At 66.0% G+C, this 25,383-nt stretch carries 21 protein-coding genes and 4 tRNA genes; 14 read left to right on the top strand and 11 right to left on the bottom strand.

Annotated elements, in window-relative coordinates:
* Window positions 1-2: 2 nt before the first annotated feature.
* Window positions 3-953, bottom strand: coding sequence for an AEC family transporter (locus CEK29_RS15765; RefSeq protein ID WP_094858645.1), 951 nt, complete (start codon window positions 951-953; stop codon window positions 3-5).
* A 150-nt stretch (window positions 954-1,103) separates the two neighbouring features.
* On the opposite strand from CEK29_RS15765, the gene CEK29_RS15760 reads away from it, so the two are divergent.
* Window positions 1,104-1,544 (top strand): GNAT family N-acetyltransferase, encoded by a 441-nt coding sequence (locus tag CEK29_RS15760; protein ID WP_094801962.1) that lies wholly within the window; start codon window positions 1,104-1,106, stop codon window positions 1,542-1,544.
* Between the two features lie 100 nt (window positions 1,545-1,644).
* Here the strand turns inward: CEK29_RS15760 and CEK29_RS15755 are convergent.
* A tRNA-Leu gene (locus CEK29_RS15755) sits at window positions 1,645-1,729 on the bottom strand.
* Between the two features lie 262 nt (window positions 1,730-1,991).
* Window positions 1,992-2,076, bottom strand: a tRNA-Leu gene (locus tag CEK29_RS15750).
* Window positions 2,077-2,322: 246 nt separating this feature from the next.
* Between CEK29_RS15750 and CEK29_RS15745 the strand changes: the two genes are divergently transcribed.
* Window positions 2,323-2,943 carry a tRNA-uridine aminocarboxypropyltransferase gene (locus tag CEK29_RS15745; RefSeq protein ID WP_094858644.1) on the top strand — a complete coding sequence of 207 codons (621 nt, stop codon included), beginning with the start codon at window positions 2,323-2,325 and terminating at the stop codon, window positions 2,941-2,943.
* 241 nt (window positions 2,944-3,184) lie between these two features.
* Here the strand turns inward: CEK29_RS15745 and CEK29_RS15740 are convergent.
* Window positions 3,185-3,269 (bottom strand) — tRNA-Leu (locus CEK29_RS15740).
* A gap of 320 nt (window positions 3,270-3,589) precedes the next feature.
* On the opposite strand from CEK29_RS15740, the gene rnr reads away from it, so the two are divergent.
* The 11 genes from rnr to CEK29_RS15685 all read left to right on the top strand — a co-directional run bounded on the left by rnr (window position 3,590) and on the right by CEK29_RS15685 (window position 15,772).
* On the top strand, window positions 3,590-6,016 hold the full coding sequence (gene rnr / locus CEK29_RS15735; protein ID WP_170948514.1) for a ribonuclease R: 2,427 nt from the start codon (window positions 3,590-3,592) through the stop codon (window positions 6,014-6,016).
* 111 nt (window positions 6,017-6,127) lie between these two features.
* A complete protein-coding gene (rlmB, locus tag CEK29_RS15730; RefSeq protein ID WP_094801956.1) occupies window positions 6,128-6,865 on the top strand; it encodes a 23S rRNA (guanosine(2251)-2'-O)-methyltransferase RlmB in 738 nt (245 codons plus the stop codon).
* Between the two features lie 55 nt (window positions 6,866-6,920).
* Window positions 6,921-8,162: a cystathionine gamma-synthase family protein gene (locus CEK29_RS15725; RefSeq protein ID WP_094858643.1), complete on the top strand. Its 1,242-nt coding sequence runs from the start codon at window positions 6,921-6,923 to the stop codon at window positions 8,160-8,162.
* A 466-nt stretch (window positions 8,163-8,628) separates the two neighbouring features.
* Window positions 8,629-8,901, top strand: a complete 273-nt coding sequence (locus CEK29_RS15720) for an HU family DNA-binding protein (RefSeq protein WP_094801953.1) — start codon at window positions 8,629-8,631, stop codon at window positions 8,899-8,901.
* A 97-nt stretch (window positions 8,902-8,998) separates the two neighbouring features.
* Window positions 8,999-9,074 (top strand) — tRNA-Val (locus CEK29_RS15715).
* 538 nt (window positions 9,075-9,612) lie between these two features.
* Window positions 9,613-10,422, top strand: coding sequence for an energy transducer TonB (locus CEK29_RS15710; RefSeq protein ID WP_094858642.1), 810 nt, complete (start codon window positions 9,613-9,615; stop codon window positions 10,420-10,422).
* Window position 10,423: 1 nt separating this feature from the next.
* Entirely contained in the window at window positions 10,424-11,398 is a 975-nt protein-coding gene (locus CEK29_RS15705) for a MotA/TolQ/ExbB proton channel family protein (RefSeq protein WP_094801949.1), read from the top strand.
* On the top strand, window positions 11,398-11,940 hold the full coding sequence (locus CEK29_RS15700) for an ExbD/TolR family protein (protein WP_094801947.1): 543 nt from the start codon (window positions 11,398-11,400) through the stop codon (window positions 11,938-11,940). Before CEK29_RS15705 ends, CEK29_RS15700 begins: the two co-directional genes overlap by 1 nt.
* Window positions 11,941-12,015: 75 nt before the next feature.
* Complete coding sequence (locus tag CEK29_RS15695; protein ID WP_094801945.1) at window positions 12,016-12,687, top strand: response regulator transcription factor; 672 nt, start codon at window positions 12,016-12,018, stop codon at window positions 12,685-12,687.
* A gap of 92 nt (window positions 12,688-12,779) precedes the next feature.
* Complete coding sequence (locus CEK29_RS15690; RefSeq protein WP_094801943.1) at window positions 12,780-13,865, top strand: sensor histidine kinase; 1,086 nt, start codon at window positions 12,780-12,782, stop codon at window positions 13,863-13,865.
* On the top strand, window positions 13,862-15,772 hold the full coding sequence (locus tag CEK29_RS15685) for a potassium transporter Kup (RefSeq protein ID WP_094858641.1): 1,911 nt from the start codon (window positions 13,862-13,864) through the stop codon (window positions 15,770-15,772). Before CEK29_RS15690 ends, CEK29_RS15685 begins: the two co-directional genes overlap by 4 nt.
* A gap of 80 nt (window positions 15,773-15,852) precedes the next feature.
* On the opposite strand, the gene CEK29_RS15680 is transcribed toward CEK29_RS15685, so the two are convergent.
* From CEK29_RS15680 to CEK29_RS15665, 4 genes are all read right to left on the bottom strand, one after another.
* Window positions 15,853-17,469: a methyl-accepting chemotaxis protein gene (locus CEK29_RS15680; protein WP_094858640.1), complete on the bottom strand. Its 1,617-nt coding sequence runs from the start codon at window positions 17,467-17,469 to the stop codon at window positions 15,853-15,855.
* A 240-nt stretch (window positions 17,470-17,709) separates the two neighbouring features.
* Complete coding sequence (gene argG / locus CEK29_RS15675; protein WP_094858639.1) at window positions 17,710-19,050, bottom strand: argininosuccinate synthase; 1,341 nt, start codon at window positions 19,048-19,050, stop codon at window positions 17,710-17,712.
* A 150-nt stretch (window positions 19,051-19,200) separates the two neighbouring features.
* Window positions 19,201-20,142, bottom strand: coding sequence for an ornithine carbamoyltransferase (gene argF / locus CEK29_RS15670; protein ID WP_094801935.1), 942 nt, complete (start codon window positions 20,140-20,142; stop codon window positions 19,201-19,203).
* Window positions 20,143-20,199: 57 nt separating this feature from the next.
* The gene (locus CEK29_RS15665; RefSeq protein WP_094858638.1) at window positions 20,200-21,381 is read right to left on the bottom strand and encodes an aspartate aminotransferase family protein; all 1,182 of its coding nucleotides are present in this window, start codon (window positions 21,379-21,381) and stop codon (window positions 20,200-20,202) included.
* Between the two features lie 179 nt (window positions 21,382-21,560).
* Here CEK29_RS15665 and CEK29_RS15660 point away from each other — a divergent pair, with 179 nt between their 5' ends.
* On the top strand, window positions 21,561-21,851 hold the full coding sequence (locus tag CEK29_RS15660) for a DUF3579 domain-containing protein (RefSeq protein ID WP_094801932.1): 291 nt from the start codon (window positions 21,561-21,563) through the stop codon (window positions 21,849-21,851).
* A 159-nt stretch (window positions 21,852-22,010) separates the two neighbouring features.
* Here the strand turns inward: CEK29_RS15660 and CEK29_RS15655 are convergent, their stop codons facing one another.
* The 3 genes from CEK29_RS15655 to CEK29_RS15645 all read right to left on the bottom strand — a co-directional run bounded on the left by CEK29_RS15655 (window position 22,011) and on the right by CEK29_RS15645 (window position 25,223).
* Window positions 22,011-22,967, bottom strand: a complete 957-nt coding sequence (locus CEK29_RS15655; protein WP_094801930.1) for a 2-hydroxyacid dehydrogenase — start codon at window positions 22,965-22,967, stop codon at window positions 22,011-22,013.
* Window positions 22,968-23,137: 170 nt separating this feature from the next.
* A complete protein-coding gene (locus tag CEK29_RS15650) occupies window positions 23,138-24,079 on the bottom strand; it encodes a Bug family tripartite tricarboxylate transporter substrate binding protein (protein ID WP_249279124.1) in 942 nt (313 codons plus the stop codon).
* Between the two features lie 142 nt (window positions 24,080-24,221).
* Window positions 24,222-25,223, bottom strand: coding sequence for a tripartite tricarboxylate transporter substrate binding protein (locus CEK29_RS15645; RefSeq protein ID WP_176456916.1), 1,002 nt, complete (start codon window positions 25,221-25,223; stop codon window positions 24,222-24,224).
* Window positions 25,224-25,383 lie beyond the last annotated feature (160 nt).

Here is a 25,383-nt window from a genome sequence, read left to right as displayed (position 1 = left end):
GTTCAGACGAGGGGGTGCCGGCTGATCCACGCAACCAGCAGGCTGACGGTGACCACGGAGGCGAGGGTGGAAACGAGGATGGCGCGCGACGTGGGCGTGGCGTCACGGCCGTACATCTGCGCAAGCATGAAAGGTCCGGTGCCGATCGGGAGGGCGGCCATCAGTACGGCGGTCCAGGCCCAGACCGGCGGCATGTCGAACACCCAGAATGCCAGCAGCGCCGTTACGCCCGGCTGAACGAGCAGCTTGGCCAGCACCATGCGACCGACGCTGTGATTGCCGCCGGCGGCGGGCGTCTGTGCGAGAAACAGGCCGATGGTGACCAGGGCACATGGGCTGGCCGAGGCGCCGAACAGCTCGAGATAGTGATCCATGCCGCTGGGCACCTGCAGGCCGGCCAACGCGAGCACCAGGCCGGTCACCGGTGCGATCAGCAGCGGGTTGCGGGCCAGCGCGCGTGCGACCTTGGTCAACGTGGCGGCCCAATGGCGGTCGCGATGCTGGTCGAATTCGATCAGGGCGATCGTGGCCGCGAACAGCGCGCAGGCGGTCAACAGGGTCGCGATGATGGCGGGCGGCAGGCTGGCGGGCCCGAGCAGCGCCAGGCACAGCGGGATGCCCATGTAGCCGGCATTGGCGTAGGCGCCCGCCAGGCCCTGCAGGCTTCGATCAGAGAACGCGGTGCCCGACTCCCGGCGCGTCAGCGGCACGAAGGCCAGCACGAACGTCACGCAGATGCCGCCCCAGAAGGCGCCGATGTAGCCCCAGTGATTGAGCTGGGTGAGATCCGCGTTGGCCATGGCGCGAAACAGCAGCGCCGGCAGCGACAGGTAAACCACGTAGCGGTTGAGCGCCTGCGTGGCGGATTCGCCGAGTATCTTCGCGCGAGCCGCCAGCCAGCCCGTCAGGATCAGGGCGAATACCGGAAAGGCGGCATTGACGACAGCGGACATGGGGTGCGGGCAGGCGCGCGATCGAAGCGCGGCAGGCGGTGGAAGAAGGCGCCCATTCTACTGTCAGCGCGCGCGGGCGGCGTGCACGGCGTCGGGCGGGAGTGCGACAATGTGCGCTGCCTTATGAATCCAAGCTGCAAAGGAAGAGACATGATCACTCCCGCTGAAGTCCGCGTCGTGCTGGGCACCTGGGACCGCCTGCGCGATGACGCCAGTGCGGTGCGTTTCGAGGTGTTCGTGCAGGAACAGGCCGTGCCGCCCGAGATCGAGCTCGACGACGACGATGCCGTGAGCGTGCACGCCGTGGCGTACGACGCCAACGATCGCGTGCTGGGTACGGGCCGTCTGCTGCCGGATGGCCATATCGGCCGCATGGCGGTGCGCAAGATCGCGCGGGGCGCCGGCGTCGGCGGTCAGATTCTCGATGCGCTGATCGAGCAGGGCCATGGCGATGGGCATCGTATGCTCGTGCTGCATGCGCAGAGCCACGCCAAAGGCTTTTACGAGGCGCACGGCTTTCAGGCCGACGGCGACGAATTCATGGAGGCGGGCATCCCGCACGTCGTGATGACGCGCGAACTCACGCGCTGAGTTTCGCCACGCCACATTATCGAAGCCCGCATCGAGCGGGCTTTTTCCTGGGCGCTGAAAAGCAAAAGGCCCGCATTTCTGCGGGCCTTTTGAGGAATTATGGTGCCCAGGAGAGGACTCGAACCTCCACACCTTGCGGCACACGGACCTGAACCGTGCGCGTCTACCAATTCCGCCACCTGGGCTCTGTTGATCTTCTGCGGCGTTGCCGTCGCGTCGAATCAGCAGGAGGCGAATTATGCACACATTTTTAAAAACGTGCACGCGAATTCGCGGACTTCTCGAAAATATTTTTTCTGGCAGGGCTGGGCGGCGTTTTCAGAGCCGCAGACCCGAGTCGACCGCTTCGACTCAACCGCTTCGAATCAACCGCTTCGAATCAACCGCTTCGACTATCGCGCCACAAAAGCAAAGAGCCCGCATTTCTGCGGGCTCTTTGGGAATTTATGGTGCCCAGGAGAGGACTCGAACCTCCACACCTTGCGGCACACGGACCTGAACCGTGCGCGTCTACCAATTCCGCCACCTGGGCTCTGTGTTTTGGCGTTGCCGTCAAAATCAACAGAAGCGAGATTATGCACAGTTTTTTTCGTTTGTGCAACTCCGTCCTGGAATTTTTCATTCCATGCGCAAGAGGCCGGCCCGTCACGGTCATTGCGTCAGGCTGCGACGGCCGGCGCGGGGGCGGGGGTTTATCCTTGCGGCTGCGCGGTCAGGGCGCGACGCGGTGTCGGCGCGGATCCTGGCCGCGCCGACCCTTTCGTCACGTTCAACCTCAATGTCCCGTCCTGCCTGCCCCCGCTGCCTGCGCCCCGTGCCTCTGTGCCTGTGCGCGGACATTCCCGCTCTCGATAATGCCGTGCGCGTCCTGGTGCTGCAGCACCCCGACGAAGCGCGGCATGCGCTGAACACGGCGCGCCTTGCTGTGCTTGGGCTCGAACATGCGGAGCTGGTCACCGGCACCCGCTTCGACGCCACTCTCTGGGAACGCCCGCAGCGCGATTGCTATCTGTTGTTTCCGGGCGAGGGCGCTCGGACGGCGCAGGACCTGGCCGCGCCGATCGCGGGCGGACATGAGCGACTTCTCATCGTGCCGGACGGCACGTGGCGCCATGCACGCGCGCTTCTGCGCGACAACTCGGCCCTGGCGGCGCTGCCGCGGATCACGCTGGCCGAGGGCGCCGTCACGCGATATCGGGTGCGGCATGCCGATGCGGCCGGTGCGCTGTCGACCATCGAGGCCATCGGCGCGGCATTGAACGCATTCGAATGCACATCCCGCTACGACGCGTTGCTCGCGCCATTCGAGCGCCTCGTGGCCCAGCAGATCGCGGCGATGGGTGAGGATGTGTACCAGCGCCACCACGTGGACCGGACCGGCACGCGCCGCAAATCGTAGGGGCGTCGTCTGGTTGCGCGCGCAATCGGGCAGGGCGGCGCTGAAAAAGCAAAAGGCCCGCATTTCTGCGGGCCTTTTGAGGAATTATGGTGCCCAGGAGAGGACTCGGTCACACAAGCGCGACCCCGGCCGCGCGAGCACGCGCGGCCCTTCTCGTCCTCACGCAAAGCGCGCAGGCGCTTTGCTTCCTGGGCGCTGAAAAGCAAAGAGCCCGCAGAAATGCGGGCTCTTTGGGAATTTATGGTGCCCAGGAGAGGACTCGAACCTCCACACCTTGCGGCACACGGACCTGAACCGTGCGCGTCTACCAATTCCGCCACCTGGGCAAAGATCAAGCGTTGCTGGGCGCTGACACGGGGTCGGGCTTCGCGCTGGCCTGATGTCTCGATTGATTCAATGATTTGTCTTTCGGCAATTCGATATCGTCGGATCGAGGAGTGGTGCAATCTCTTTTGTGATTGGCTCATGTAGACTAGCTACTGTGCTTCACATCAAGCATCACTCTTTCAGTACTACTTTATTGCTGCAGTTATTGACGTTGTTATCGCCGTTGGGCTAACCGCAGAGCTGCGCAGTATAAACGGGATTTTCACCTTTGGCAAAACGATCGAACAACGACTCCAATAACAACAGATCAACTTCCGTAATGCCCGAGGCGCCGCCCGATTTCGATCCTGATGTGCCTTCTCGCGAAGACATTTTGCGGGCACTGCGATCGGCCGGGGCGCCTTTGTCGCCTGACGAGCTGGCGCAGCGTATGGGAGTCGAGCGGGAAGCCACGCGCGTGGGCTTCGACCGCCGGCTGGGCGCGATGGAGCGTGACGGTCAGTTGATGCCCAACCGCAAGGGCGTGCTGCTGCTCGCGACCAAACTGGATTTCGTGGCGGGCCGTGTGCAGGGCCATCGCGACGGCTTCGGTTTCCTGGTGCGCGATGATGGCGGCCAGGATCTGTTTCTGTCGCCGCGCGAAATGCTCAAGGTGCTGCACGGCGACCGCGTGCTGGTCAAGCCTTCCGGTGAATACCGGGGCAAGCCCGAGGGCACGATCGTCGAGGTCATCGAGCGCCGCACCAACAAACTGGTGGGCCGATTCCTGCACGAGCATGGCCTGTCCATCGTCGTGCCCGAAGATCAGCGCATCAAGCACGACATCCTGATTCCCCCCAGCGACACCAACGGCGCGCAGCACGGCCAGGTGGTCTCCGTCGAGATCATCGAGCAGCCCACGCGTCACACCCAGCCGCTGGGCAAGGTGTTCGAGGTGCTGGGCGAGATCGACGATCCCGGCATGGAGATCGAGATCGCGGTGCGCAAGTTCGACGTGCCGGTCGAATTCAGCGAGGCCGCGCGCAAGCAGGCGGCCCGCCTGCCTGACGTCGTGCGCAAGACCGACCTCAAGGGTCGTATCGACCTGCGCGATGTGCCGCTCATCACCATCGATGGCGAAGACGCACGCGACTTCGACGATGCGGTCTACTGTGAGCCGGTGGATCTCGGCACCGGTCAGCGCAAGCGGCCGGGCTGGCGTCTCATCGTCGCCATCGCCGACGTCAGCCATTACGTGCAGCCGGGCGAGCCGCTCGACGACGACGCGCTCGAGCGCGGCACCAGCGTCTACTTCCCGCGCCGCGTGATCCCGATGTTGCCCGAGTCGCTCTCCAACGGCCTGTGCTCGCTCAATCCCAACGTCGACCGCCTCGTGCTGGTGTGCGACATGGTGATCCCCGCGACGGGCGCCAAGGCGGGTTCGGTCACGGCCTATCAGTTCTACAACGCGGTGATGCACTCGCAGGCACGCACCACGTACACCAGCATCTGGGAAGCGTTGCAGCAGCCGGGTGGCCCCGCCGCCGCTGCCATGAAGACCATCATGCCGCACGTGCAGCACCTGTACGAGCTGTTCCAGTTGCTGGTCCAGAATCGCAAGAAGCGCGGCGCCATCGATTTCGACACGGTCGAGACCAAGATCGTCTGCAATGAGCTGGGACGCATCGAACAGATCGTGCCCTCGGTGCGCAACGACGCGCACAAGCTCATCGAAGAATGCATGCTGGCCGCCAACACCTGCGCCGCCGACTTCATGGCGCGCAGCAAGCATCCGGGCCTGTTCCGCATTCACGAAGGCCCGACGCCCGAGCGCCTGCAGGCCTTGCGCGACTTCCTGCGCACGATGGGTCTGTCGCTCGGCGGTGGCGAGACGCCCACGGCCAAGGATTACGGCGAGTTCCTCGATTCCGTGCGGGGCCGTCCTGATTTCCCGCTGCTGCAGACCATGTGCCTGCGCTCGATGCAGCAGGCCGTCTACAGTCCCGACAACATGGGCCACTTCGGCCTCGCCTACGCAGCCTACGGCCATTTCACCTCCCCGATCCGCCGCTATCCCGATCTCTTGACGCACCGCGTGATCAAGGCGCTGCTGCAGGGCAAGCGGTATGTGCCGCAGCTCGAGGGCCAGCCGCTGGTCATCGGCCGCGGACAGCGCGAGCACGAGCACGCGATCTGGGAAAAGCTGGGTCTGCTGCTGTCTGCGAGCGAACGCCGCGCCGACGAGGCCTCGCGCGACGTCGAAGCCTGGCTCAAGTCCTGGTTCGTCAAAGAGCGCGTGGGCGAAGACTTCAGCGGCACCGTCACCGGGGTCGCGAGCTTCGGCATCTTCGTCACGCTCGATACGCTGCACGTCGAGGGCCTGGTGCACGTCTCCGAGCTCGGCGGCGAGTACTTCCAGTTCAACGACGGCCTGCATGAGCTGCGCGGCGAGCGCACCGGCATGCGCTACCGCCTCACCGACAAGGTGCAGGTCCAGGTGTCGCGTGTCGATCTCGAGGCGCGCCGTATCGAGTTCCGCCTGGTCAAGGGCACGAGCTTCGACGCCCTGCGCAAAGAGGCCCGTCGCAATCCCGACGAGCCGCGCCGCGTCAAGAAGGCCGCCGCGCCCAAGCCCGAAGCGCTGAAGGGCCAGACGGCCAAGCAGCGTCGTGCCGAGGCCAAAAAGGCCAGCCAGCCGCCCAAGACGCCCAAGACCGCGTCGCGCAGCGGGGGCGCGGCCAAGAAGGCGAGCCGTACCCGCCGCTGACGCGGGCGCGGTAACATTGCGGAATCGTCTACGCCCGCCGGTTCGCCGGCGGGCGTGTTCCGCCCACCTCGGGCGGGGTTTGTAGTCATTCCAATATAGGTAGTCGAGATCATGGCGTCGGCCCAGGTTCTGGCGGGTTTTCACGCGGTCGTCGCACGTCTGCGTCACGCGCCCGAGTCCATCAAAGAAATCTACGTCGAGGCATCGCGCCGCGACAAGCGCATGCAAAGCCTCATCGAGCAGGCAAACAAGGCCGGTTGCCGGGTGCATCCCGTATCGGCCGAGCGGCTCGACGGCATCGCGCGCGGCACGCGCCATCAGGGCGTGGTCGCGCTGGCCGACGAGCGCCAGCTGGCGGTCGATGTCGACGAAGTGCTCGACGTGATCGAAGGTCCCGCGTTTCTGCTGCTGCTCGACGGCGTGACCGATCCGCACAATCTGGGCGCCTGCCTGCGCACGGCCGACGCGGCCGGCGTGCATGCCGTCATCGCGCCGCGTGATCGCGCGGTGGGCCTGAACGCCACGGTGCAGCGCGTGGCTTGCGGTGCGGCCGACACCGTTCCGTACATCACGGTCACCAATCTGGCGCGCACGATGCGCGAGCTCAAAGACCGCGGCGTGTGGCTCGTGGGCACGGACGATCAGGCCGACCACGACATCCATCAGGTCGATGCCAAGCAATCGATGGCCTGGGTCATGGGTGCCGAAGGGGAGGGCATGCGCCGCCTCACGCGCGAGACCTGCGACGAGCTGGTGCGCATCCCCATGCAGGGCTCGGTCGAGAGCCTGAACGTCAGTGTCGCCAGCGCCGTCTGCCTGTACGAGACCGTGCGCCAGCGCCGCGGCTGATTTTTCGCGGGCAGCCGTCGCGGCTGCCGATCGTCATCTCCGAGTCCAGATCATCATGCATCAGAACGGCTTTACCACCACGATTCTTCATTCCGACCGCGATCAAGGCGTCGAGCATGGCGCCGTGCACAAGCCCATGCACCCGTCGTCGGAGTTCGCCTACGCCGATGCGCATGAGCTCGCTGCGGTGTTCCAGGGCAAGGCGGGTTTCACGTACGCCCGCCAGGGCACGCCCACCACCACGGCGCTCGAGGCCAAGATCTCGCGCATGGAAAACGGCAAGGGCACGGTGAGCTTTGCGACCGGGATGGCGGCGCTGGCCGCGATCTTCACGACGCTGCTGCGCCGTGGCGATCATCTGGTGTCGAGTCAGTTCGTGTTCGGCAATACCAACAGCCTGCTGGGCACGTTGACCGAGCTCGGCGTCGAGATCACGTCGGTCGACGCGACGGATATCGAGCAGGTGCGTGCCGCGATCCGTCCCAACACGCGCATGGTGTTCACCGAAACCATCGCCAATCCCGGCACGCAAGTGGCCGATCTCGCCGGCATCGGCGAGCTGTGCCGCGAGCGCGGCCTCGTGTACGTGGTCGACAACACGCTGACCTCGCCCTGGTTGTTCCAGGGTCGCGATGTGGGCGCGTCGCTGGTGATGAACTCGCTCTCCAAATACATCGCGGGTCACGGCCACGCGTTGGGCGGCTCCGTCACCGACACCGGGCTGTTCGACTGGCAGGATTACGCCAACATCTACGACGCCTACAAAAAGGGTCCGTCCACCGGCTGGGGCCTGACGCAGATCAAGAAGAAGGGTCTGCGCGACATGGGCGGCACGCTGGCGGCGGAGCCGGCTCACCGCATCGCGATCGGCGCCGAAACCCTCGCGCTGCGCATGGATCGCCACAGCAGCAATGCCCTGGCGCTCGCGCGCCTGCTGGCCTCGCATGCCGGCGTGGCGCGCGTGCACTATCCGGGTCTCGAAAGCCATCCGCAGCATGCACGCGCCAAGCAGCTCTTCAAAGGCCGTTTCGGCGGCCTGCTGGGCGTGGAGCTGGCCGACGGCATCGATTGCTTCGACTTCCTCAACCGGCTGAACATCGTGCTCAACGCCACTCATCTCGGCGACACGCGCAGCCTCGCGTTGCCCGCCGCGCACACCATCTATTACGAGATGGGCGCCGAACGGCGCGCGCAGATGGGCATCGCCGACAGCCTGATCCGCGTGTCGGTCGGTATCGAAGACGAAGCCGATCTGCTGCACGATTTCGACCAGGCGCTCAACGGCGCGATGGCCTGATCCGCCTCGCTTCGCCGCGCGCATTGCACCATCTCGAGCGCCGCTTCATGCGGCGCTCGTCACGTCCAGTGTCATGCGCGCTCGAGGTTTTTGTGTGCGCTGCGAGCGTGGTGCTCACGCACGATTTCTGCTTGAGATTGGACCTTGCATCAAAGTGTGCGCGAGTGTTTGCTAGGCGTTTTTGTTTATTGCGCAAAGCTCTAAAAGCTAGTATTGGCGCGGCTTCCCGCTGGGTTTTCCCTTGACAGCCGCAGACGCGCGAGGCTTAATATCACTCTGCGTCGCAGCTATCCGGGCACCCTTCACGGCACCCTGAGAACTGCGACGCAGCAGTTAAAAAGTTGTGCTTTGCAGCGCAAGAACTATTTCTTCCACACCGTCCGTTCTATCTCCGGCCTGCGCAGTCGCCGTCGCGAGCTTTTGCGCCAAGGCCGCGAAAGCCATACCTTGTGAGGGGTAAACCTGAATGAACAAAACCGAACTCATCGATCACATCGCCAGCAAGGCTGATATCTCGAAGGCCGCCGCCGGCCGCGCGCTTGACGCCCTGATCGGTGGCGTCAAAACGACCCTGAAGAAGGGCAACACGGTGACCCTGGTGGGCTTCGGCACCTTCGCCGTCTCGTCGCGCGCCGCCCGCACGGGCCGCAATCCGCGCACCGGCGAAACCATCAAGATCAAGAAGGCCAAGGTGCCCAAGTTCCGTCCGGGCAAGGCCCTGAAGGACGCCGTCAACTAATGACGTGCCCGTCGGCTCGACGCAGATCGATCAGATCATCCGCGTCATTTGCCGACTTCAATGCGGTCCGCTATACTGCGGGCCGCGTTTGATCCCGGGGTGCTTAGCTCAGTTGGTAGAGCGGCGCCCTTACAAGGCGTAGGTCACAGGTTCGACCCCTGTAGCACCCACCAATCTCCCGGTTTCAAATTCTCCGCGTCCGAGCCCGACTGCACAGTCCCGGTTCCGCGACCCATCTCCAAGCTCCCTCCGTATTACCCTCGCACGATCCCACGTGATCCGCGCGTGTCGGGTTTTGCTTGTTCGCCGTGCGTCATTCGCCCGTTCGGGCGCTCTCAAGTTTTCGTTGCTCGTCCTTCGCTTGCCACGCAACGCCGTGCGCCACGCTTTGCTTCGTCGTGTTCGTCTTCGCCCATGCGCTTCATCGCGGTTTGCGCTGCGCCGTGCCCGGATCGCTGAACAAACCGCGTGCGGGCAGGGCGGACGCGCGTGCACTGTCAAAACCTGGGACGAGCGGCATCTGGTCGAACTCGAGCCCCGGCCCACGCGCCGGGTAGACCGCGTTTGCCGCGCGGCGACGCGCTGCGGTACGATCAATTTATTAAACTAACTTGCGAATCATTCGCATTTGATATATCGTGCCGTGTTTACGGTCGTAGCGCGCCCCGAGGGTGTTGCGGTGCGGCATTGATCAATGATTTTGGCTGATTCATGCCTAGCGTTCAAAGCGGTCGGAATACTTCGCAGGTGACTTTCGCATTGCGCGCAGGGGCCGGCACACTCGTCGTAGCGGCTCACGCCGCGGTGGTTGGCGCTATTTTCTTCGCCACCCCCGACAGCCCCCCTGTGTTGCTCGAACCCGAGGCGGTGATGGTCAGTGTGATCGAGGCGCCCACGCCTCAGGTCGCCAAGGCCGAACCCACGCCCGAGCCCCCCCAACCCCCGGTCGAAGAGCCGCCTCCGCCGCCGCCGGAACCCGAGATCGAGCCGGAACCCGAGCCCGAGATCGAGCCCGAGCCGGAACCGGAGCCGGAGCCTCCCCCGGTGATCGAGAAACCGCCGGAGCCCGCGCCCAAGCCGAAGCCCAAACCCAAGCCCAAGCCGCAACCCAAACCGCAGCCCAAGCCTGAGATCAAGCAGGAGCCGAAGCCCGAGACCCCGCCCACGCCGCCCACCGGCGCGCCCGAAGGCGCGCAGGTCACGCAGGCGCCACGTCAGGGCCCGCCGCCCGACGAGGCCATCATGCTGTCGCAGGTGGAGTACGTGGGTGCGCGCCCCGCGCCGACGTACCCGATGTCGTCCCAACGCCTGAGGGAAGAGGGCCGTGTCGTGGTGCTGGTCGAGATCAACACGCAGGGTACGGTGGACAAGGCGTCCATCGACTCGTCGTCCGGTTATTCGCGTCTCGATGAGTCCGCGCTGTCCGCTGCCCGCAAGGCCCGATTCAAGCCGTTGATGCGTAACGGCGTGGCCCTCCCGGCCAAGGCAAAACTCCCATTCGATTTCGTACTGAGGAAATAAGATGTTCAACGCGATCCAGAACGCCATCTTCATGATGGCTCAGGCGGGCACCACCGCGCCGGCTGGGCAGGGCGCCGCCACGTCGGGCGTCGCTACGCCGGGCGCCACCGCACCGGCCGCGGGCGCCACCGCGCCCGGCACCGTGCAGCAGGCCGCCGATACGCTCAATACCGCCGCATCGTCGGCCGCGCCCGCGGCTGCCGCCGCATTGCCGCCGGCAGCGCCGCCGGCCCCCGACATGGGGTTCATGCACTTCATCGCGCAGAGCGACTTCGTCGGCAAGACGCTCTTCATCATCCTGATCATCATGTCGCTGGTCACCTGGTACCTGATCGTCGTCAAGGCGTTCTCGAACCTGTCCATGCGCAAGCGCTCGGCCGACTTCCTGAACAAGTTCTGGTCGTCGGGCTCGCTCGAGCAGGTGCAGAACGAAATCGCCACGCACGGCGCGCGCGATCCGTTCTCTCATCTGGCCAGCCACGCGATCCATGCCCAGACCCACCACGCCAAGTACGGTGCGACCAAGCTCGAAGAGGCCGGCAGCAACGGCGAATTCGTGACCCGCACCATGCGCAAGGTGATGGACGAAGAAACCGCCAAGCTCGAAAACGGCCTGACGATCCTGGCCTCGGTCGGCTCGACGGCACCGTTCGTCGGCCTGTTCGGCACGGTGTGGGGCGTGTATCACGCACTGGTCGGCATCGGCCTGTCGGATGGCGTGACCATCAACCGCATCGCGGGTCCGGTGGGCGAAGCGCTCATCATGACCGGTCTGGGTCTGGCCGTTGCCATCCCGGCGGTGCTGGCGTACAACGCGTTCGTGCGCAACAACCGCGTGTTCCTGTCGCGCCTCGACGCATTCGCCCATGACCTGTTCGCCTTCCTCACGACCGGCCAGCAAGTCGCCGTGTCCGATGGCAAGGTCCGTGCGCTGCGTCGTCAGGGTACGCAACCCGGCGCGCGTGGGAGCGAGTAATGGCCTTCGGCAGCTTCGACAATAAGGGCTCTGGCGGCCACACCGTGTCGGAGATCAACATGGTGCCGTTGATCGACGTCATGCTGGTGCTGCTGGTGATCTTCATCATCACCGCGCCGCTGCTCGCGCACTCGATCAAGATCAACATCCCGCAGGTGAGCGCCGAACAGGTGCAGGAAGATCCCAAGACGGTGGATCTGGCGATCGATGCGTCGGGCGCGCTTTTCTGGGATGAAAAGCCGGTCCTGCTCGACGACCTGCCCAATCGGTTCCGTGCGCTCGCCCAGGACAAGCCCCAGCCCGAGATCCGTATCCGCGCGGACCAAAACACGCGCTACGAAACCCTGGCCAAGGTCATGGCCTCGGCCCGCCGCAGCGGCATGACGCGCATCGGCTTCATCACGCAGCCGGGCGCGACCGCCCCTGGCGAGGCAGGCGCACCGGCGGCCGGCGCACCGGCGGCAGGCGCACCCGCTGCCGGCGCACCGGCCGCTCCCGCGGCGGGCGCTCCCGCGGCGGGCGCCCCCGCCCCGGCCCGCTGACCCGCTCGGCCATCCGGTGGCCGGACAATCTCAGACAGTTGAGTGTCCGGCCCCGGTTCGCGCTAGAATCGCAGCATGCGAGTTCTCGTAATCGAAGATGACACCACCCTGGGCCACGCGCTCCAGGAATTCTTGTCCGACCAGGGCTATGCCGTCGACTGGCTCACCGAAGGTGACAAAGTCCAGGGCGCACTGGCGGGGCAGCCCTACGACCTGCTGCTGCTGGACCTGAACCTCCCTGGCCTGAGCGGCCTCGAGGTGCTGCGTCAGGTACGCCAGGAAAACAACCAGGTCCCGGTCCTGATCCTCACCGCCCGCGATGGTCTCGACGACCGTGTGGCCGGCCTGGACGCCGGCGCCGACGACTACGTCACCAAGCCGTTCGACCTGCCCGAGCTCGCCGCCCGCGTACGCGCCCTCGGCCGCCGTCGCACGGGTCAGGCGCAGCCACTGATCGAAGTCGGTCCGCTGGTCTTCGACACGGTCGGCCGCGAAGTCCGCGCCAATGGGCATCGCCTGGCGCTGTCGGTGCGCGAGCTGTCCGTGCTCGAGATGCTGATGGCCCGCGTGGGCCGCGTCGTCACCAAGCGCCAGATCGTCAATTCCCTGTCCGCCTGGGACGCCGACTTCAGCGAAAACGCCGTCGAAGTCTATGTCTATCGTCTGCGCAAGCGCCTCGAAGGCACCGGTGCCAGCATCCAGACGGTGCGCGGCTTCGGCTACATGCTGGACGTCGAACCGGCGTGATGCCCTCCGGCGGACCAGGCTCCATGCTCACGCAACCCTGACCGCCTCACATTCCCATGCCGGATACGCAGACTCCGCTGCCCCCGCCATCAATGCATAGCGGCTTCAGATTGCCGCGCGGCTCGCTCGCGCGGCATCTCGTCGTGCGGCTCATGCCGCCCATTCTGCTGCTCGTCCTGCTGGATCTCGCCGCGACCTGGGTCATTACCCACAAGATCGACATGTCGGTCTGGATGCTGGAAGACTTCTTCTGGCTGATGGTCGTCGGGCAGGTGCTGCTGGTGGCGCTGTTCGCCTGGGTCGTCATTCAGGGCGTGCGCTCAGGCTTGGCCTCGGTCAATCATCTGGCCGAAGAGATCCGCCTGCGTTCGATCGACGACATGCAGGCCATGGCGGTCAACGGCTTGCCCGCCGAGATCGCGCCGCTCGTCACCCACATCAATGATCTGCTGCTGCGCCTCGATGCATCGCTCGCGGCCCAGCGGCGTTTCATCGGCCATGCGGCGCATCAATTGCGCACGCCGCTGAGCGGCCTGCGGCTCGAATCGGAGCTCATGCTGGCCCGCCCGCTGCCCGACGACGTGCGCGCCCGGGCCGAACGCATTAAGGCCGTGAGCGACCGCATGATTCGCCTGGGCCAGCAGTTGCTGGTGCTCGCGAAGGCCGATCCCAATGCCCGTCCGCAAGACCGCTTCGTGCGGCTCGACCTCTGCGAATGGGTGCGCGCCAGCGGTGCCGAATGGATTCCGCACGCGCGCCTGTCGCAGGTCGAGATCGACCTCGCGGCGCCCGAGCATCCCGTCTGGATCGATGGCGATCCCTTGCTGCTCGACGAGCTGCTGGGCAATCTGATCGACAACGCGCTGCGTTACGGCCAGCCGGCCGGACGCATCGTCCTGACCGTCGGTGAGAACCCGCCGGCCCTGACCGTCGAAGACGACGGCCCCGGCATCCGGCCGGACGAGCGCGAACGCGTCTTCGAGGCGTTCTACCGTTCGCCCAGCGCCACCGCCGACGGCTCCGGTCTGGGCCTGGCCATCGTGCGAGAAATCGCCCATGCGCATGGCGCGTGGTGGAAGTTGGTAAGCCGCCCCGAGTTTTCGGGCACCCGCCTGTCCGTTGTGTTTCCCGGCCCGCGCAAGGGCACTCAACTCTCGCGTCAAGAACGACTGCTATGAGCCAGACCTCTTCCAGCGTCACGCCCGGGGCCGGCGTGCCTGCGCACGTTCCTTCGCGGCAGGCCGCGCTGATGCTCGGCGCGCTCGGCGTCGTGTACGGTGATATCGGCACCAGCCCGCTCTATACCCTGCGCGCCTGTCTCACCGGCTTCGCCGACCTCGAGCCCGCCCACATCCTGGGTGTGCTGTCGATCCTGTTCTGGCTGCTGATGCTGGTGGTGTCGTTCAAGTACGTGATGCTCGTGCTGCGCGCCGATAACCGCGGCGAGGGCGGCACGCTCGCGCTCCTCGAGCTGGCGGTACGCGGCCACACCGGCAAGGCGCGCTGGCTGCTCGTCGTGCTGGGTATCTTCGGCGCGGCGCTGTTCTACGGCGACAGCATGATCACGCCCGCCATCTCGGTGCTGTCCGCGCTCGAGGGCATCGGGATCGTGTCCCACACGCTCGACCCCTGGATCGTGCCGCTGGCCCTCATCGTGCTGATCGCGCTGTTCGTGATCCAGTCGCGCGGCACCGGCGCCATGGGCAAGCTGTTCGGGCCCGTCATGGGCGTGTGGTTCCTGACGCTGGCGGTGCTGGGCGGATGGCAGATCTGGCAGGCGCCCCAGGTGCTGGCGGCGCTCAATCCGATCTGGGGCCTGCGCTTCATCGTCGAGCTGCCCATGATGAGTTTTCTGCTGCTGGGCGCCGTGGTGCTCGCGCTCACGGGCGCCGAGGCGCTGTACGCGGACATGGGGCATTTCGGGCGGCCGGCGATCCGGCGTGCCTGGTTCGCCGCGGTCCTGCCGGCGCTCACGCTTTGCTATTTTGGCCAGGGCGCGCTGCTGTTGCGCGACCCCACGGCGATTCGCAATCCGTTCTTCCTGATGGCGCCCGAGTGGGGGCTGGTGCCACTCGTGGTGCTTGCCACGATCGCGACCGTGGTGGCCTCGCAGGCCGTGATCTCGGGCGCATATTCCGTCACGCGCCAGGCCGTGCAGCTCGGCTTCTGGCCGCGGATGCAGATCCTGCATACCTCGGCCATCGAGAAAGGTCAGATCTACCTGCCGCAGGTCAACGCGCTGCTCCTGTGCGCCGTGCTGGTGCTGGTGGTGCTGTTCCAGGACTCCGAAAGCCTGGCGGCCGCCTATGGCTTCGCCGTGACCGGCACCATGCTCGCCACCTCGGTGCTTGCGTTCGCGGTGCTGCCGCGCGGCAGCAGCGGCGCCAAGCGCGTGCTGTGGCTAGTGGCGCTGGGCGTGCTGCTGGTGGTCGACATCCTGTTGTTCAGCGCCAATATCTTCAAGATCCATGAGGGCGGTTGGTTGCCGCTGGTCGTGGGCATCGTCGTATTCACGTTGATGATGACGTGGCGCCGTGGCCGTCATCTGCTGGCCGAGATGCAGGCGCGCGATCGTCAGCCTCTCGTGTCGTTCATGGAACAGCTCGAAGCCTATCCGCCCGCCCGCGTGCATGGCACGGCCATCTTCATGACCATGAATCCGGATCACGTGCCGCCGGCCCTGTTGCACAACCTCAAGCACAACAAGGTGCTGCACGAGCACGTCATCTTTCTGACCATCAAGGTCGCCGACGTGCCCTACATCGCCGCGCACGAACGCTTCGTGGTGGAGAAGATCAGTGCCTCCAGCTGGACCGTGGTGATCCATTACGGCTTCAAGGAAGATCCCGATGTCCCGGAGGCCCTGCGCCTGGTGACCGAGGCCTATCCGGAAATCGATCTCGAGCCGATGCGCACCTCGTTCTACCTGTCGCGCCAGACCGTCGTGGCGGCGCGCCGTCCGGCCCTCTCGGGCTGGCGCCGCGCGGTGTTTTCTTTCCTCGCGCGCAATTCCACGCGCAGCACCAAGTTCTTCAAGATTCCGCCCAACCGCGTGGTCGAAATGGGCATGCAGGTCGAGCTCTGAACCGATCCGGCCATCAATGAAAAGAGGCGGTCCGCCTGAGTGCGGACCGCCTCTCTTTTTTTTCGTGCGCGTCGAACCGCTCAGGCGCCCTGCGGCTCCCAGTTCAGCCGGGCCGCGTGGGCGGGCAGGGCGGTGGCGACCGGGGCCTGCTCGAGACGGAAGATGGCGACGGCGCGTTGCAGTTGCTGCGCCTGGTCTTCCAGCGAGCCGGCCGCAGCGGCGGCTTCCTCGACCAGTGCGGCGTTCTGCTGCGTGACGTCGTCCATCTGCGAAACCGCGCGGTTCACCTCTTCGAGGCCGCGCGTCTGTTCGGAGGAGGCCGTCGCGATCTCGCCCATGATGGTGGTGACGCGGTGCACCGCCTGCACGACTTCCTCGATGGTGGCGCCCGCCTGTTCCACCAGCGCCGAGCCGGTTTCGACCTGGCCGACGGATTCGCCGATGAGGTCCTTGATCTCGCGGGCGGCGCTCGCGCTACGCTGCGCCAGGCTGCGCACCTCGCCCGCCACGACCGCGAAGCCGCGGCCCTGCTCGCCGGCGCGCGCGGCCTCGACCGCGGCGTTCAGCGCCAGGATGTTGGTCTGGAAGGCGATGCCGTCGATCACGCCGATGATGTCGCCGATCTTGCGCGAGCTGGCGGTGATGCCACGCATCTTGTCGACCACCTGGTTGACGACCTGGCCGCCCTGAGCCGCCACGTTGGAGGCCTGCGAGGCCAGCTCACTGGCTTCGCGTGCGTTGTCGGCGTTCTGACGCACCGTGGAAGTCAGCTCTTCCATGCTCGAGGCGGTTTGTTCGAGCGATGCGGCCTGCTCTTCGGTGCGCGAGGAGAGGTCGGTATTGCCGGCGGAGATCTCACGCGCGGCCGCGTCGATCGAGCCTGCCGCGATCTGGATCTTGCCCACGGTCTCGGCCAGGCGATCGCGCATGTGCGCAATGGCCGCCATCACGCTCTGGTCGTCGCCGGGACGCAGCGTGACGCGCGTGCTCAAGTCGCCCGCCGCGATGCGGCCGGCCACCTGGGCGGCCACGTCGGGCTCGCCGCCCACCGAGCGCTGGATGCTGCGCACGACGAGCGCGGCGACCCACGACATGAGCAGGCCCAGACCGGCCAGGAGGCCGATCGACTTCATCAGCGCGCTCATGAAGGCTTCCTGGATGTCGTCCATGTACGTGCCCACGATGATGTCCCAGGACGCGGGCTTGTAGCGCATCACGTAGCCGAGCTTGGGGCTGGCTTCCTTGGCGCCGGGGCGCGGCCACCAGTATTCGAGATAGCCGTTGCCGCTCGAGCTTGCGCCAGCGCGCGCGATCTCACCGTAGAGGTCGCCGCCCTTGGCATCGCGGAAGCTCGACATGTTCTTGCCGTTCAGGCTCGCGTTGATCGGGTGCATCACGATGTTGGACTGCGCGTCGGTCAGCGTGACATAGCCGTCGCTGCCGTAGCGCAGTGCGCCCACGCGCTCGATGGCCTGCTTGCGAGCCTGCTCGGGCGTGAGCTTGCCTTGTTCGCCCAGCTTCATCGAATCCACGATGAGGCTGTGGGCCGCTTCGGCCAGATTCGACAGATCCTGGCGGCGTTCGGCGAGTTGCAGCGAACGCGCCTGAAAGGCGTTGAAGACCGTGACAGCCAGCAGGCCGATCCAGGCCATGGCCAGGGGAATCCAGAGTTTTTGACGCAGGGTTAAGCGGGGCATGTCGGGTCCAGTAAGCGCGACCCGGAATAGAGAAGGGAGGGCCGCGCACCCTTAACGTCAGCTTGGGCGCCGGTCTTTAATGTTTTGTATGAAAAGTACCGTCGATTTTTAGAGGGCCAGATCGGTGGTTCCATCGACCCGGAGGGCGGACCCGGCCAGGCACCCGCGCGCCATGCCGTCAGACCGCCGGCGAAAAAAAACCGGATCGCGAGATCCGGTTTTTGCTGACGCGGCAAGGACTTACTTGTTGCCGGTGTCTTTCAGCTGCGGCAGCGACGCGCCGCTGGACGGTGCCAGCAGGCCAGTCTGCACGTAGGTGAAGAGCTTCTCGCGCGTATCGACGATGTCGAGGTTGCGCATGGTCAGCTGGCCGATGCGGTCCGCCGGGGTGAAGGGGGCGTTCTCCACCTTCTCCATCGAGAGACGCTCGGGCGCGTACGTCAGGTTGGGCGACACGGTGTTCAGGATCGAGTAGTCGTTGCCGCGGCGCAGTTCGACCGTGACCTCGCCGGTGATGGCGCGGGCGACCCAGCGCTGGGCGGTCTCGCGCAGCATGATGGCTTGCGGGTCGAACCAGCGGCCCTGGTACAGCAGTCGGCCGAGCTTGCGGCCGTTTTCGCGGTACTGCTCGATGGTGTCTTCGTTGTGGATGCCGGTGACCAGACGCTCGTAGGCGATGAACAGCAGCGCCAGGCCCGGGGCCTCGTAGATGCCGCGGCTCTTGGCCTCGATGATGCGGTTTTCGATCTGATCGCTCATGCCCAGGCCATGGTGGCCGCCGATGCGATTGGCTTCGAGCATCAGCTCGACCGGGTCGGCGTATTCGACGCCATTGAGCGCGACCGGTTGGCCGGCTTCGAAGCGCACGGTGACTTCTTCGGCCTTGACGACCACGTCATCGCGCCAGAAGGCCACGCCCATGATGGGCTTGACGATCTTGATGCCCGAGCTCAGCTGCTCGAGATCCTTGGCTTCGTGGGTGGCGCCCAGCATGTTCGAGTCGGTGGAGTAGGCTTTCTCGGCCGACATCTTGTAGTCGAAACCGGCCTTCTGCATGTACTCGGACATCTCGGCGCGGCCGCCGAGCTCGTCGATGAACTGCTGGTCGAGCCAGGGCTTGTAGATCTTGAGGTCGGGGTTGGTGAGCAGACCGTAGCGGTAGAAGCGCTCGATGTCGTTGCCCTTGAACGTGCTGCCGTCGCCCCAGATGTTGACGCCGTCTTCCTTCATGGCGGCGACCAGCATGGTGCCGGTCACGGCGCGACCGATGGGGGTCGTGTTGAAGTAGGTGATGCCGGCGGTCGTGATGTGGAACGCGCCGCTCTGCAGGGCGGCGATGCCTTCGGCGACGAGCTGCGCGCGGCAGTCGACCAGGCGGGCCTTCTCGGCGCCGTACTGGGTGGCGCGGCGGGGGATGTCGTCGTAGTCGGGCTCGTCGGGCTGGCCGAGATTGGCCGTGTAGGCGTAGGGAATCGCACCCTTTTCGCGCATCCACAGCAGGGCCGCGCTGGTGTCCAGGCCGCCGGAAAAGGCGATGCCGACCTTCTGGCCGGTGGGAAGGTTCGGGAGAATGGTAGTCATTGTGTGATCGAGAGCGCCAACAGGACTGACGGCGACGTGCCGCACGACGCGCGCCGCCCGCAGGCGGCGCGAGATTGAAATCAACGGGCTATTTTAGCGCGTTTGAGGCGGGCCTCGCCGCGCCGCGGCCCCGGGGGGACGGATACGCGATCAGGGCAACTGGCCGAGCAGCAGGAACTCCATCAGCGCCTTCTGGGCGTGCATGCGGTTCTCGGCCTCGTCCCAGACGACGCTTTGCGGGCCGTCGATGACCTCACCGGTGACCTCTTCGCCGCGGTGGGCGGGCAGGCAATGCATGAACACGGCCTGCGGATCGGCCACGGCCATCATCTCGGCATCCACGCACCAGTCGGCGAAGGCGCTGCGACGCTCTTCGTTTTCGGCTTCGTAGCCCATGCTGGTCCAGACGTCGGTCGTGACCAGGTGCGCGCCCTGGCAGGCTTCCATCGGATCCTTGAACTGCTTGAGGACGGACGGGGGCGGCGTGCCGATGCGGGCCGGGTCGAGCTGATAACCGGCCGGCGTGGACACATGCAGCGTGAAGCCCAGCAGCTCGGCCGCCTGCAGCCAGGTGTACGACATGTTGTTGGCATCGCCCACCCATGCCACCACCTTGCCCGCGATCGGGCCGCGGTGCTCGATGTAGGTGAACAGGTCGGCCAGGATCTGGCAGGGATGGAACTCGTTGGTCAGGCCGTTGATCACCGGCACGCGCGAGTGCGAGGCGAAGCGTTCGATGCGGGTCTGCTCGAACGTGCGGATCATGACGATGTCGACCATGCGCGAGATCACGCGCGCGGTGTCCTCGATGGGCTCGGAGCGGCCCAGCTGCGAATCATTGGAGGTCAGGTTGATGACCGAACCGCCCATCTGGTACATGCCGGCCTCGAACGACACGCGGGTGCGGGTGCTGGCTTTCTCGAACACCATCGCCAGCGTGCGGTCGTGCAGCGGCATGTGGGGTTCGTAGCGCTTGAACTTGGACTTGATGATGCGGGCGCGTTCGAGCACGTAGCCGATTTCGGCGGCGGAAAGATCTTTGAACTGCAGGAAGTGCCGCAGCGGGCCGTTCTGATTCGAGGGAGAAGTCATGTTCGATGTCACAGGTCGTTTGTGCGGGCTGGGGCGCGTGGCGCCGCCCGCCGTTGATTATGCTTGTTCGGCCAGGAACTGTTTGATGAGAGGCACGAGGATACCGACGATCTGGTCGGCCTCGTCTTGCGTGAGGATGAGCGGGGGCAGCAGTCGGATGACCTTGTCGCGCGTCACGTTGATGAGCAGGCCCGCTTCCATGGCGCGCAGCGCCAGGATGCCGCAGGGCCGGGCCAGCTCGATGCCCAGCATGAGGCCGCGGCCGCGCACCTCGGTCACGCCGGGCAGCGCCGCCAGCGCACTGGCCAGGGCTTGTTTCAGGTACTCGCCGATGCGTTCGGCATTGTCGAGCAGCCCTTCTTTTTCGATGGCGTCGAGCACGGCCAGGCCGGCGGCGCACGCGAGCGGGCCTCCGCCGAAGGTCGTGCCGTGGCTGCCGGGCGTGAAGACGCCCGCCGCGGGGCCGCGCGCCAGCATGGCGCCGATGGGCACGCCACCCGCCAGGCCCTTGGCCAGCGTGATGACGTCGGGCTCGATGCCGGCCCACTGATGGGCGAACCACTTGCCGGTGCGGCCGATGCCGGACTGGACTTCGTCGATCATCATCAGCCAGCCGCGCTCGGTGCAGAGCGCGCGCAGGGACCGCAGGTATTCGGTGTCGGAGGGGCGGATGCCGCCTTCGCCCTGGAGCACCTCGAGCAGCACGGCGGTGACGCGCGGTTCGCGGTCGCCGGCCTCGCGCACGGCGGAGAGGTTGTTGTAGGGCACCTGGATGAAGCCCGTGGGCAGCGGCTCGAAACCCTTGCGGGCCTTTTCGCTGCCGGTGGCGGCCAGCGTGCCGAGCGTGCGGCCGTGCCACGACGAGTCCATCGTGATGATGTGGGCGTGCGTATTGCCGTTTTTATAGCCGTAGTAGCGGGCCAGCTTGATGGCCGCCTCGTTGGCCTCGGAGCCGCTGTTGTTGAAGGCGACTTCTTCCATGCCCGACAGCGCGTTCAGGCGCGCCGCGAGCTGCGTCTGCTGCGGGACTTCGTAGATGTTGGACGTGTGGATCACGCGCGCGGCCTGCTGCGTGATCGCCTGCACCAGACCGGGATGGTCGTGACCGAGGCACGATACGCCGATGCCCGCCAGGGCATCGAGATACTTGCGGCCTTGCGGGTCCCACAGCCAGACGCCCTTGCCATGCGTGAACGACACGGGAAGGCGTGAATAGATATTGGCCAGAGGGGTAGACATCGCGATCATCTCCACGGATATGCCCCGGTGGCGGGGGGCGGGTCGGGACCTTCCGTCCCCTGTCGGCACCTGCCTGACAGGAGGGCAAAGGATCAATCATATACAATTCGCGGCGCGGGTCGCATGTTTGAGACGCGGCCGATCCGGCGTCCGCGCGCGCAGCCCGCAGTGAAGAATCCATGGCAAATCGCGTCAAACAATTCGTTATTCATGGTGTGACCGAGAGTGGCTCACGCTTTCGTCCCAGTGACTGGGCAGAACGCCTCGCCGGCGTGATGGCCCAGTTCCGTCCGCCCGGCAGCGCCGGCAATCACCTGACCTACTCGCCTTATGTGCTGCCCGTCGTGATCGACGGCGTGCGCGGCATCGTGGTCGATCTGCGTCTGCGCGAGCTCGAACCGCTCGCCTACAAGTTCGTGGTCGATTTCGCCCGCGACAACCAGCTCAAGACCGAAGAACGGGAAATCTGATCCCGCGGGCGGCCGTGACCGTCCCGCCCGGACGGCGCGCCGCCTTGTGCGCCGCGCCCACGAAAAAAGCCGCCGGGGAGCGTGACTCCCGGCGGCTTTTGCCTTCCTGCGAGGGGCGTCCGCCGGCCCGGCACGCGGGCGCGCGGCGGTCGGCCCGCGTTATTCGGCCGGCGTGACCACCGTGCCGGTTTCGAAGTACGACTTCAGGTTGGCGAGCATCAGGTCTTCCATGCCCATGCGGGTCTCGTAGGTGGCGCTGCCGATGTGCGGCAGGACCACGGCCTGGTCGCCCGTGCGCAGGGCTTCCGGCACCTTGGGCTCGTGTTCGAACACATCCAGCGCGGCGAAGCCGAGCTTGCCGCTGGTCAGGGCCTCGACCAGGGCGGTCTCGTCGATGACCGGGCCGCGCGCGATGTTGACGACGATGCCCTTGGGGCCGAGGGCTTCGAGCACCTCGCGGCCCACCAGATGACGGGTTTGCGGACCGCCGACAGTGGCCACGATCAGGAAATCGGCCCAGCGTGCGAGATCGACCAGATTGGCCTCGTAGCCGTAGTCGACGTCGTCGCGCTGGCGGCGGTTGTGATAACGCACTTCCATGTCGAAGCCCAGACCGCGGCGGGCGATCGCGTCGCCGATGCGGCCTAGGCCCACGATACCGAGCTTCTTGCCGCTCACACGCATGCCGAGCGGGATGTTGCCGTGCACCTGGCCCCACTGGCCGGCGCGCACGAAGCGCTCGCCCTGGCCGATGCGGCGGGCGGCGGCGATGAGCAGGCCCCAGGCGAGGTCCGCCACGCAGTCGGTGAGCACGTCGGGCGTGTTGCTGACGAGGATGCCACGCGCCTTGGCGGCGGCGACGTCGATGGTTTCATAGCCCACGCCCCAGCTGCAGATCGCCTTCAGGTCGGGCAGTGCATCCATCAACTCGGCGCTGCAGCCGAAGGTGGCCGAGGTCACCAGCGCGGTCACGCCCTTGCCGTGCTCGGCCAGCGCCGCCTTGCGGTCTTCGTGCTTCCAGAGCTCGAAGACGTCATAGCTTTCGGCCAGACGGGCATTGGCGCTGGGAGATCCGGCATACGAGCCGACCTGGATGATGCGTTGCTTGGTAGTCATGGGAATCGAATCTGGGGGTGGCAAAACGAAAATGCTACTTGATCGCGTGGCGCTGGCATAGCGCACGGCGGGAAGAGGGCGCGGCCGGGAGGCGCGCGGCGGGTGCGGCAGGGGTCGAGCGACCGCGAGGGATGCCGGTGCGGGCATCGGCATCCCTCATGCGGCGTGCGTCATTCGAGCTTGATGTTGCCCTTTTCGATCACGTCCTTCCAGCGCTTGACCTCTTGTTGCTGAAACGCGGCGAACTCCTTCGGGGTGTTGGCCACGACCTCGAAGCCCAGGCCGGCCAGCGTCTTGGCGACCTGTTCGTCGTGCAGCGTCTTGATGAGCGCATCGGACAGCTTGCTCACGATGGGGGCGGGCGTGCCCTTGGGCACGGCGAAGCCCTGCCAGGAATACACCACCATGTCCTTCACACCGGCCTCCGCGAGCGTGGGCACGTCGGGCAGGTCCTTCACGCGCTCGGCACCGGTGATGGCCAGCGCCTTGAGTTTGCCGCCCTTGATGTGCGTCTGCACCGCGCCGAGGTTCTGGAACGACACGTTGACCTGCGCGCCCATCAGATCGGCGATCGCCGCGCCGCCGCCGCGGTACGGCACGTCCACGCCCGTGGTGTCGGTGCGCTGGCGGAACATCACGGCCGACAGGTGATCCGAGGAGCCGGTGCCCGACGAGGCGTACGAAACCTTGCCGGGGTTTTTCTTCGCGTATTCGACCAGTTCGGCGACCGTGTTGGCCGGGAACGAGGGCGGCGCCACCAGCACGTTGGGATTGCGCACGGCCTGCGTCAGGTAGATGAAGTCCTTGCTGGGGTTGTAGGCGAGGTTCGCGTACAGGGCCTCGTTGATCGAGAACGTGCCGATCGATCCCACCATCATGGTGTAGCCGTCGGGCGTGGAGCGCGCGAGCTGCTGCGCGCCGATCGAACTATTAGCCCCGGGCTTGTTCTCGACCACGAAGGTCTGGCCTAGGATCTTCGACAGGCCCGGCGTGACCGAGCGCGCGGTGATGTCGGAGGATCCGCCCGGCACGAACGGCACGATCATGGTGACCGGCTTGTTGGGCCAGGACTTGGCATCGTCGGCGGCGTGCGCGAAGGGGGCGCAGGCCAGAGTGGCGAGCGTGAGGCTCGCGGCGGCAAAGTGGAAGCGTTTCACGGTGTCTCCTGGCGCGCGTATGGTGTTGTGATGCCCGTTGCCGCGCGCATCGGCAGCGGGCGTTTATGCCGGTTGCCCGGTGACCGAGGCGCGGGCCTCAGTCCACCTTGGCGCCGGATTTCTGCACGACGGCTGCCCATTTCTTGGTCTCGTCCGCCATGAAGGTCTTGAATTGCGCGGGGCTGATGCCGGAAGGAACGGCGCCCTGGGCCAGTAGTTGCGCGCGCACCTGGTCGAGCTGCAGCACCTCCGCCACGTCGCGCTGCACCTTGGCGACGATGGCGGGCGGGGTGCCGGCGGGCGCGAGCAGGCCGAACCAGCTCGAGGCCTCGTAGCCGGGCACGCCGGCCTCGGCGAGCGTCGGCACGTCGGGCAGGGCGGGCGATCGGGTCGCGGTGGTCACGGCCAGCGGCTTGAGCTTGCTGCCCTTGATGAAGCCCATCGAGGAGGGCAGATTGTCGAAGATGAGATCGGCCGAACCGGCCATCACGTCGGTCAGCGCGGGGCTGCTGCCCTTGTAGGGCACGTGCGTCATGCGCGTGCCGGTCATGGTCTGGAACAGCTCGCCCGACAGATGGGTGGACGTGCCGTTGCCCGTCGAGGCCATGTTGACCTTGTCGGGGTTGGCCTTCAGATACTTGATCAGGTCCGCCACGGTGTTGATGTTGTGGCGTTTGGCGAAGGCCGGGTTGAGCTCCAGCACGTTCGGCACCGGAATGACGAGCGTGACCGGCTCGAAATCCTTGACCGGATCGTAGGGCAGTTCGCGGTAGACGGATTGGTTGATGGCGTGCGTGCTGACGGTGCCCATCAACAGCGTGTAGCCGTCGCCCTTGGCGCGTGCGGCCTCGGCGGTGCCGACGTTGCCGCCGGCGCCGGCCTTGTTGTCGACGACCACCGCGCGGTTCCAGCGCTTGCCGAGTTCGGCGGCCACGGTGCGCGCGGCGATGTCGGCGGTGCCGCCGGCCGGGAAGGGCACGAGGATGCGGACATCACGGTCGGGATAGTTAGCGGCGGGATCGGCATGGGCTGCCGGGGTGGCCAGTGCGGCGAAACAGGTGGCGAGCGCGAGCGCGCCTCGGCGCAGTGTCAGGTGCATCGATCTTGTCTCCGGATGTGCGCCTGTGCTGTGCCGGCGCATCGTGTGGTGTGCCCCGCGAGCGTGGACGCCCGTCGGGGTGAATCGGCCTGCTTGTAAAACAAATATAGGTAGGCAGCGCAAACTTGTCAATCAAGTGTTTTTTCCGCATACTGGCCGC

Source organism: Bordetella genomosp. 5, from assembly GCF_002261475.1.
GTDB lineage: Bacteria > Pseudomonadota > Gammaproteobacteria > Burkholderiales > Burkholderiaceae_B > Bordetella.
Note: the sequence above shows the minus strand (reverse complement) of the source record. Positions and strands in the feature narration are given on the sequence as shown.

Coding starts and splice junctions, on each gene's coding strand:
- CEK29_RS15765 (WP_094858645.1), bottom strand. CDS start 953: ATGTCCGCTGTCGTCAATGCCGCCTTTCCGGTATTCGCCCTGATCCTG.
- CEK29_RS15760 (WP_094801962.1), top strand. CDS start 1,104: ATGATCACTCCCGCTGAAGTCCGCGTCGTGCTGGGCACCTGGGACCGC.
- CEK29_RS15745 (WP_094858644.1), top strand. CDS start 2,323: ATGTCCCGTCCTGCCTGCCCCCGCTGCCTGCGCCCCGTGCCTCTGTGC.
- rnr (WP_170948514.1), top strand. CDS start 3,590: ATGCCCGAGGCGCCGCCCGATTTCGATCCTGATGTGCCTTCTCGCGAA.
- rlmB (WP_094801956.1), top strand. CDS start 6,128: ATGGCGTCGGCCCAGGTTCTGGCGGGTTTTCACGCGGTCGTCGCACGT.
- CEK29_RS15725 (WP_094858643.1), top strand. CDS start 6,921: ATGCATCAGAACGGCTTTACCACCACGATTCTTCATTCCGACCGCGAT.
- CEK29_RS15720 (WP_094801953.1), top strand. CDS start 8,629: ATGAACAAAACCGAACTCATCGATCACATCGCCAGCAAGGCTGATATC.
- CEK29_RS15710 (WP_094858642.1), top strand. CDS start 9,613: ATGCCTAGCGTTCAAAGCGGTCGGAATACTTCGCAGGTGACTTTCGCA.
- CEK29_RS15705 (WP_094801949.1), top strand. CDS start 10,424: ATGTTCAACGCGATCCAGAACGCCATCTTCATGATGGCTCAGGCGGGC.
- CEK29_RS15700 (WP_094801947.1), top strand. CDS start 11,398: ATGGCCTTCGGCAGCTTCGACAATAAGGGCTCTGGCGGCCACACCGTG.
- CEK29_RS15695 (WP_094801945.1), top strand. CDS start 12,016: ATGCGAGTTCTCGTAATCGAAGATGACACCACCCTGGGCCACGCGCTC.
- CEK29_RS15690 (WP_094801943.1), top strand. CDS start 12,780: ATGCATAGCGGCTTCAGATTGCCGCGCGGCTCGCTCGCGCGGCATCTC.
- CEK29_RS15685 (WP_094858641.1), top strand. CDS start 13,862: ATGAGCCAGACCTCTTCCAGCGTCACGCCCGGGGCCGGCGTGCCTGCG.
- CEK29_RS15680 (WP_094858640.1), bottom strand. CDS start 17,469: ATGCCCCGCTTAACCCTGCGTCAAAAACTCTGGATTCCCCTGGCCATG.
- argG (WP_094858639.1), bottom strand. CDS start 19,050: ATGACTACCATTCTCCCGAACCTTCCCACCGGCCAGAAGGTCGGCATC.
- argF (WP_094801935.1), bottom strand. CDS start 20,142: ATGACTTCTCCCTCGAATCAGAACGGCCCGCTGCGGCACTTCCTGCAG.
- CEK29_RS15665 (WP_094858638.1), bottom strand. CDS start 21,381: ATGTCTACCCCTCTGGCCAATATCTATTCACGCCTTCCCGTGTCGTTC.
- CEK29_RS15660 (WP_094801932.1), top strand. CDS start 21,561: ATGGCAAATCGCGTCAAACAATTCGTTATTCATGGTGTGACCGAGAGT.
- CEK29_RS15655 (WP_094801930.1), bottom strand. CDS start 22,967: ATGACTACCAAGCAACGCATCATCCAGGTCGGCTCGTATGCCGGATCT.
- CEK29_RS15645 (WP_176456916.1), bottom strand. CDS start 25,223: ATGCACCTGACACTGCGCCGAGGCGCGCTCGCGCTCGCCACCTGTTTC.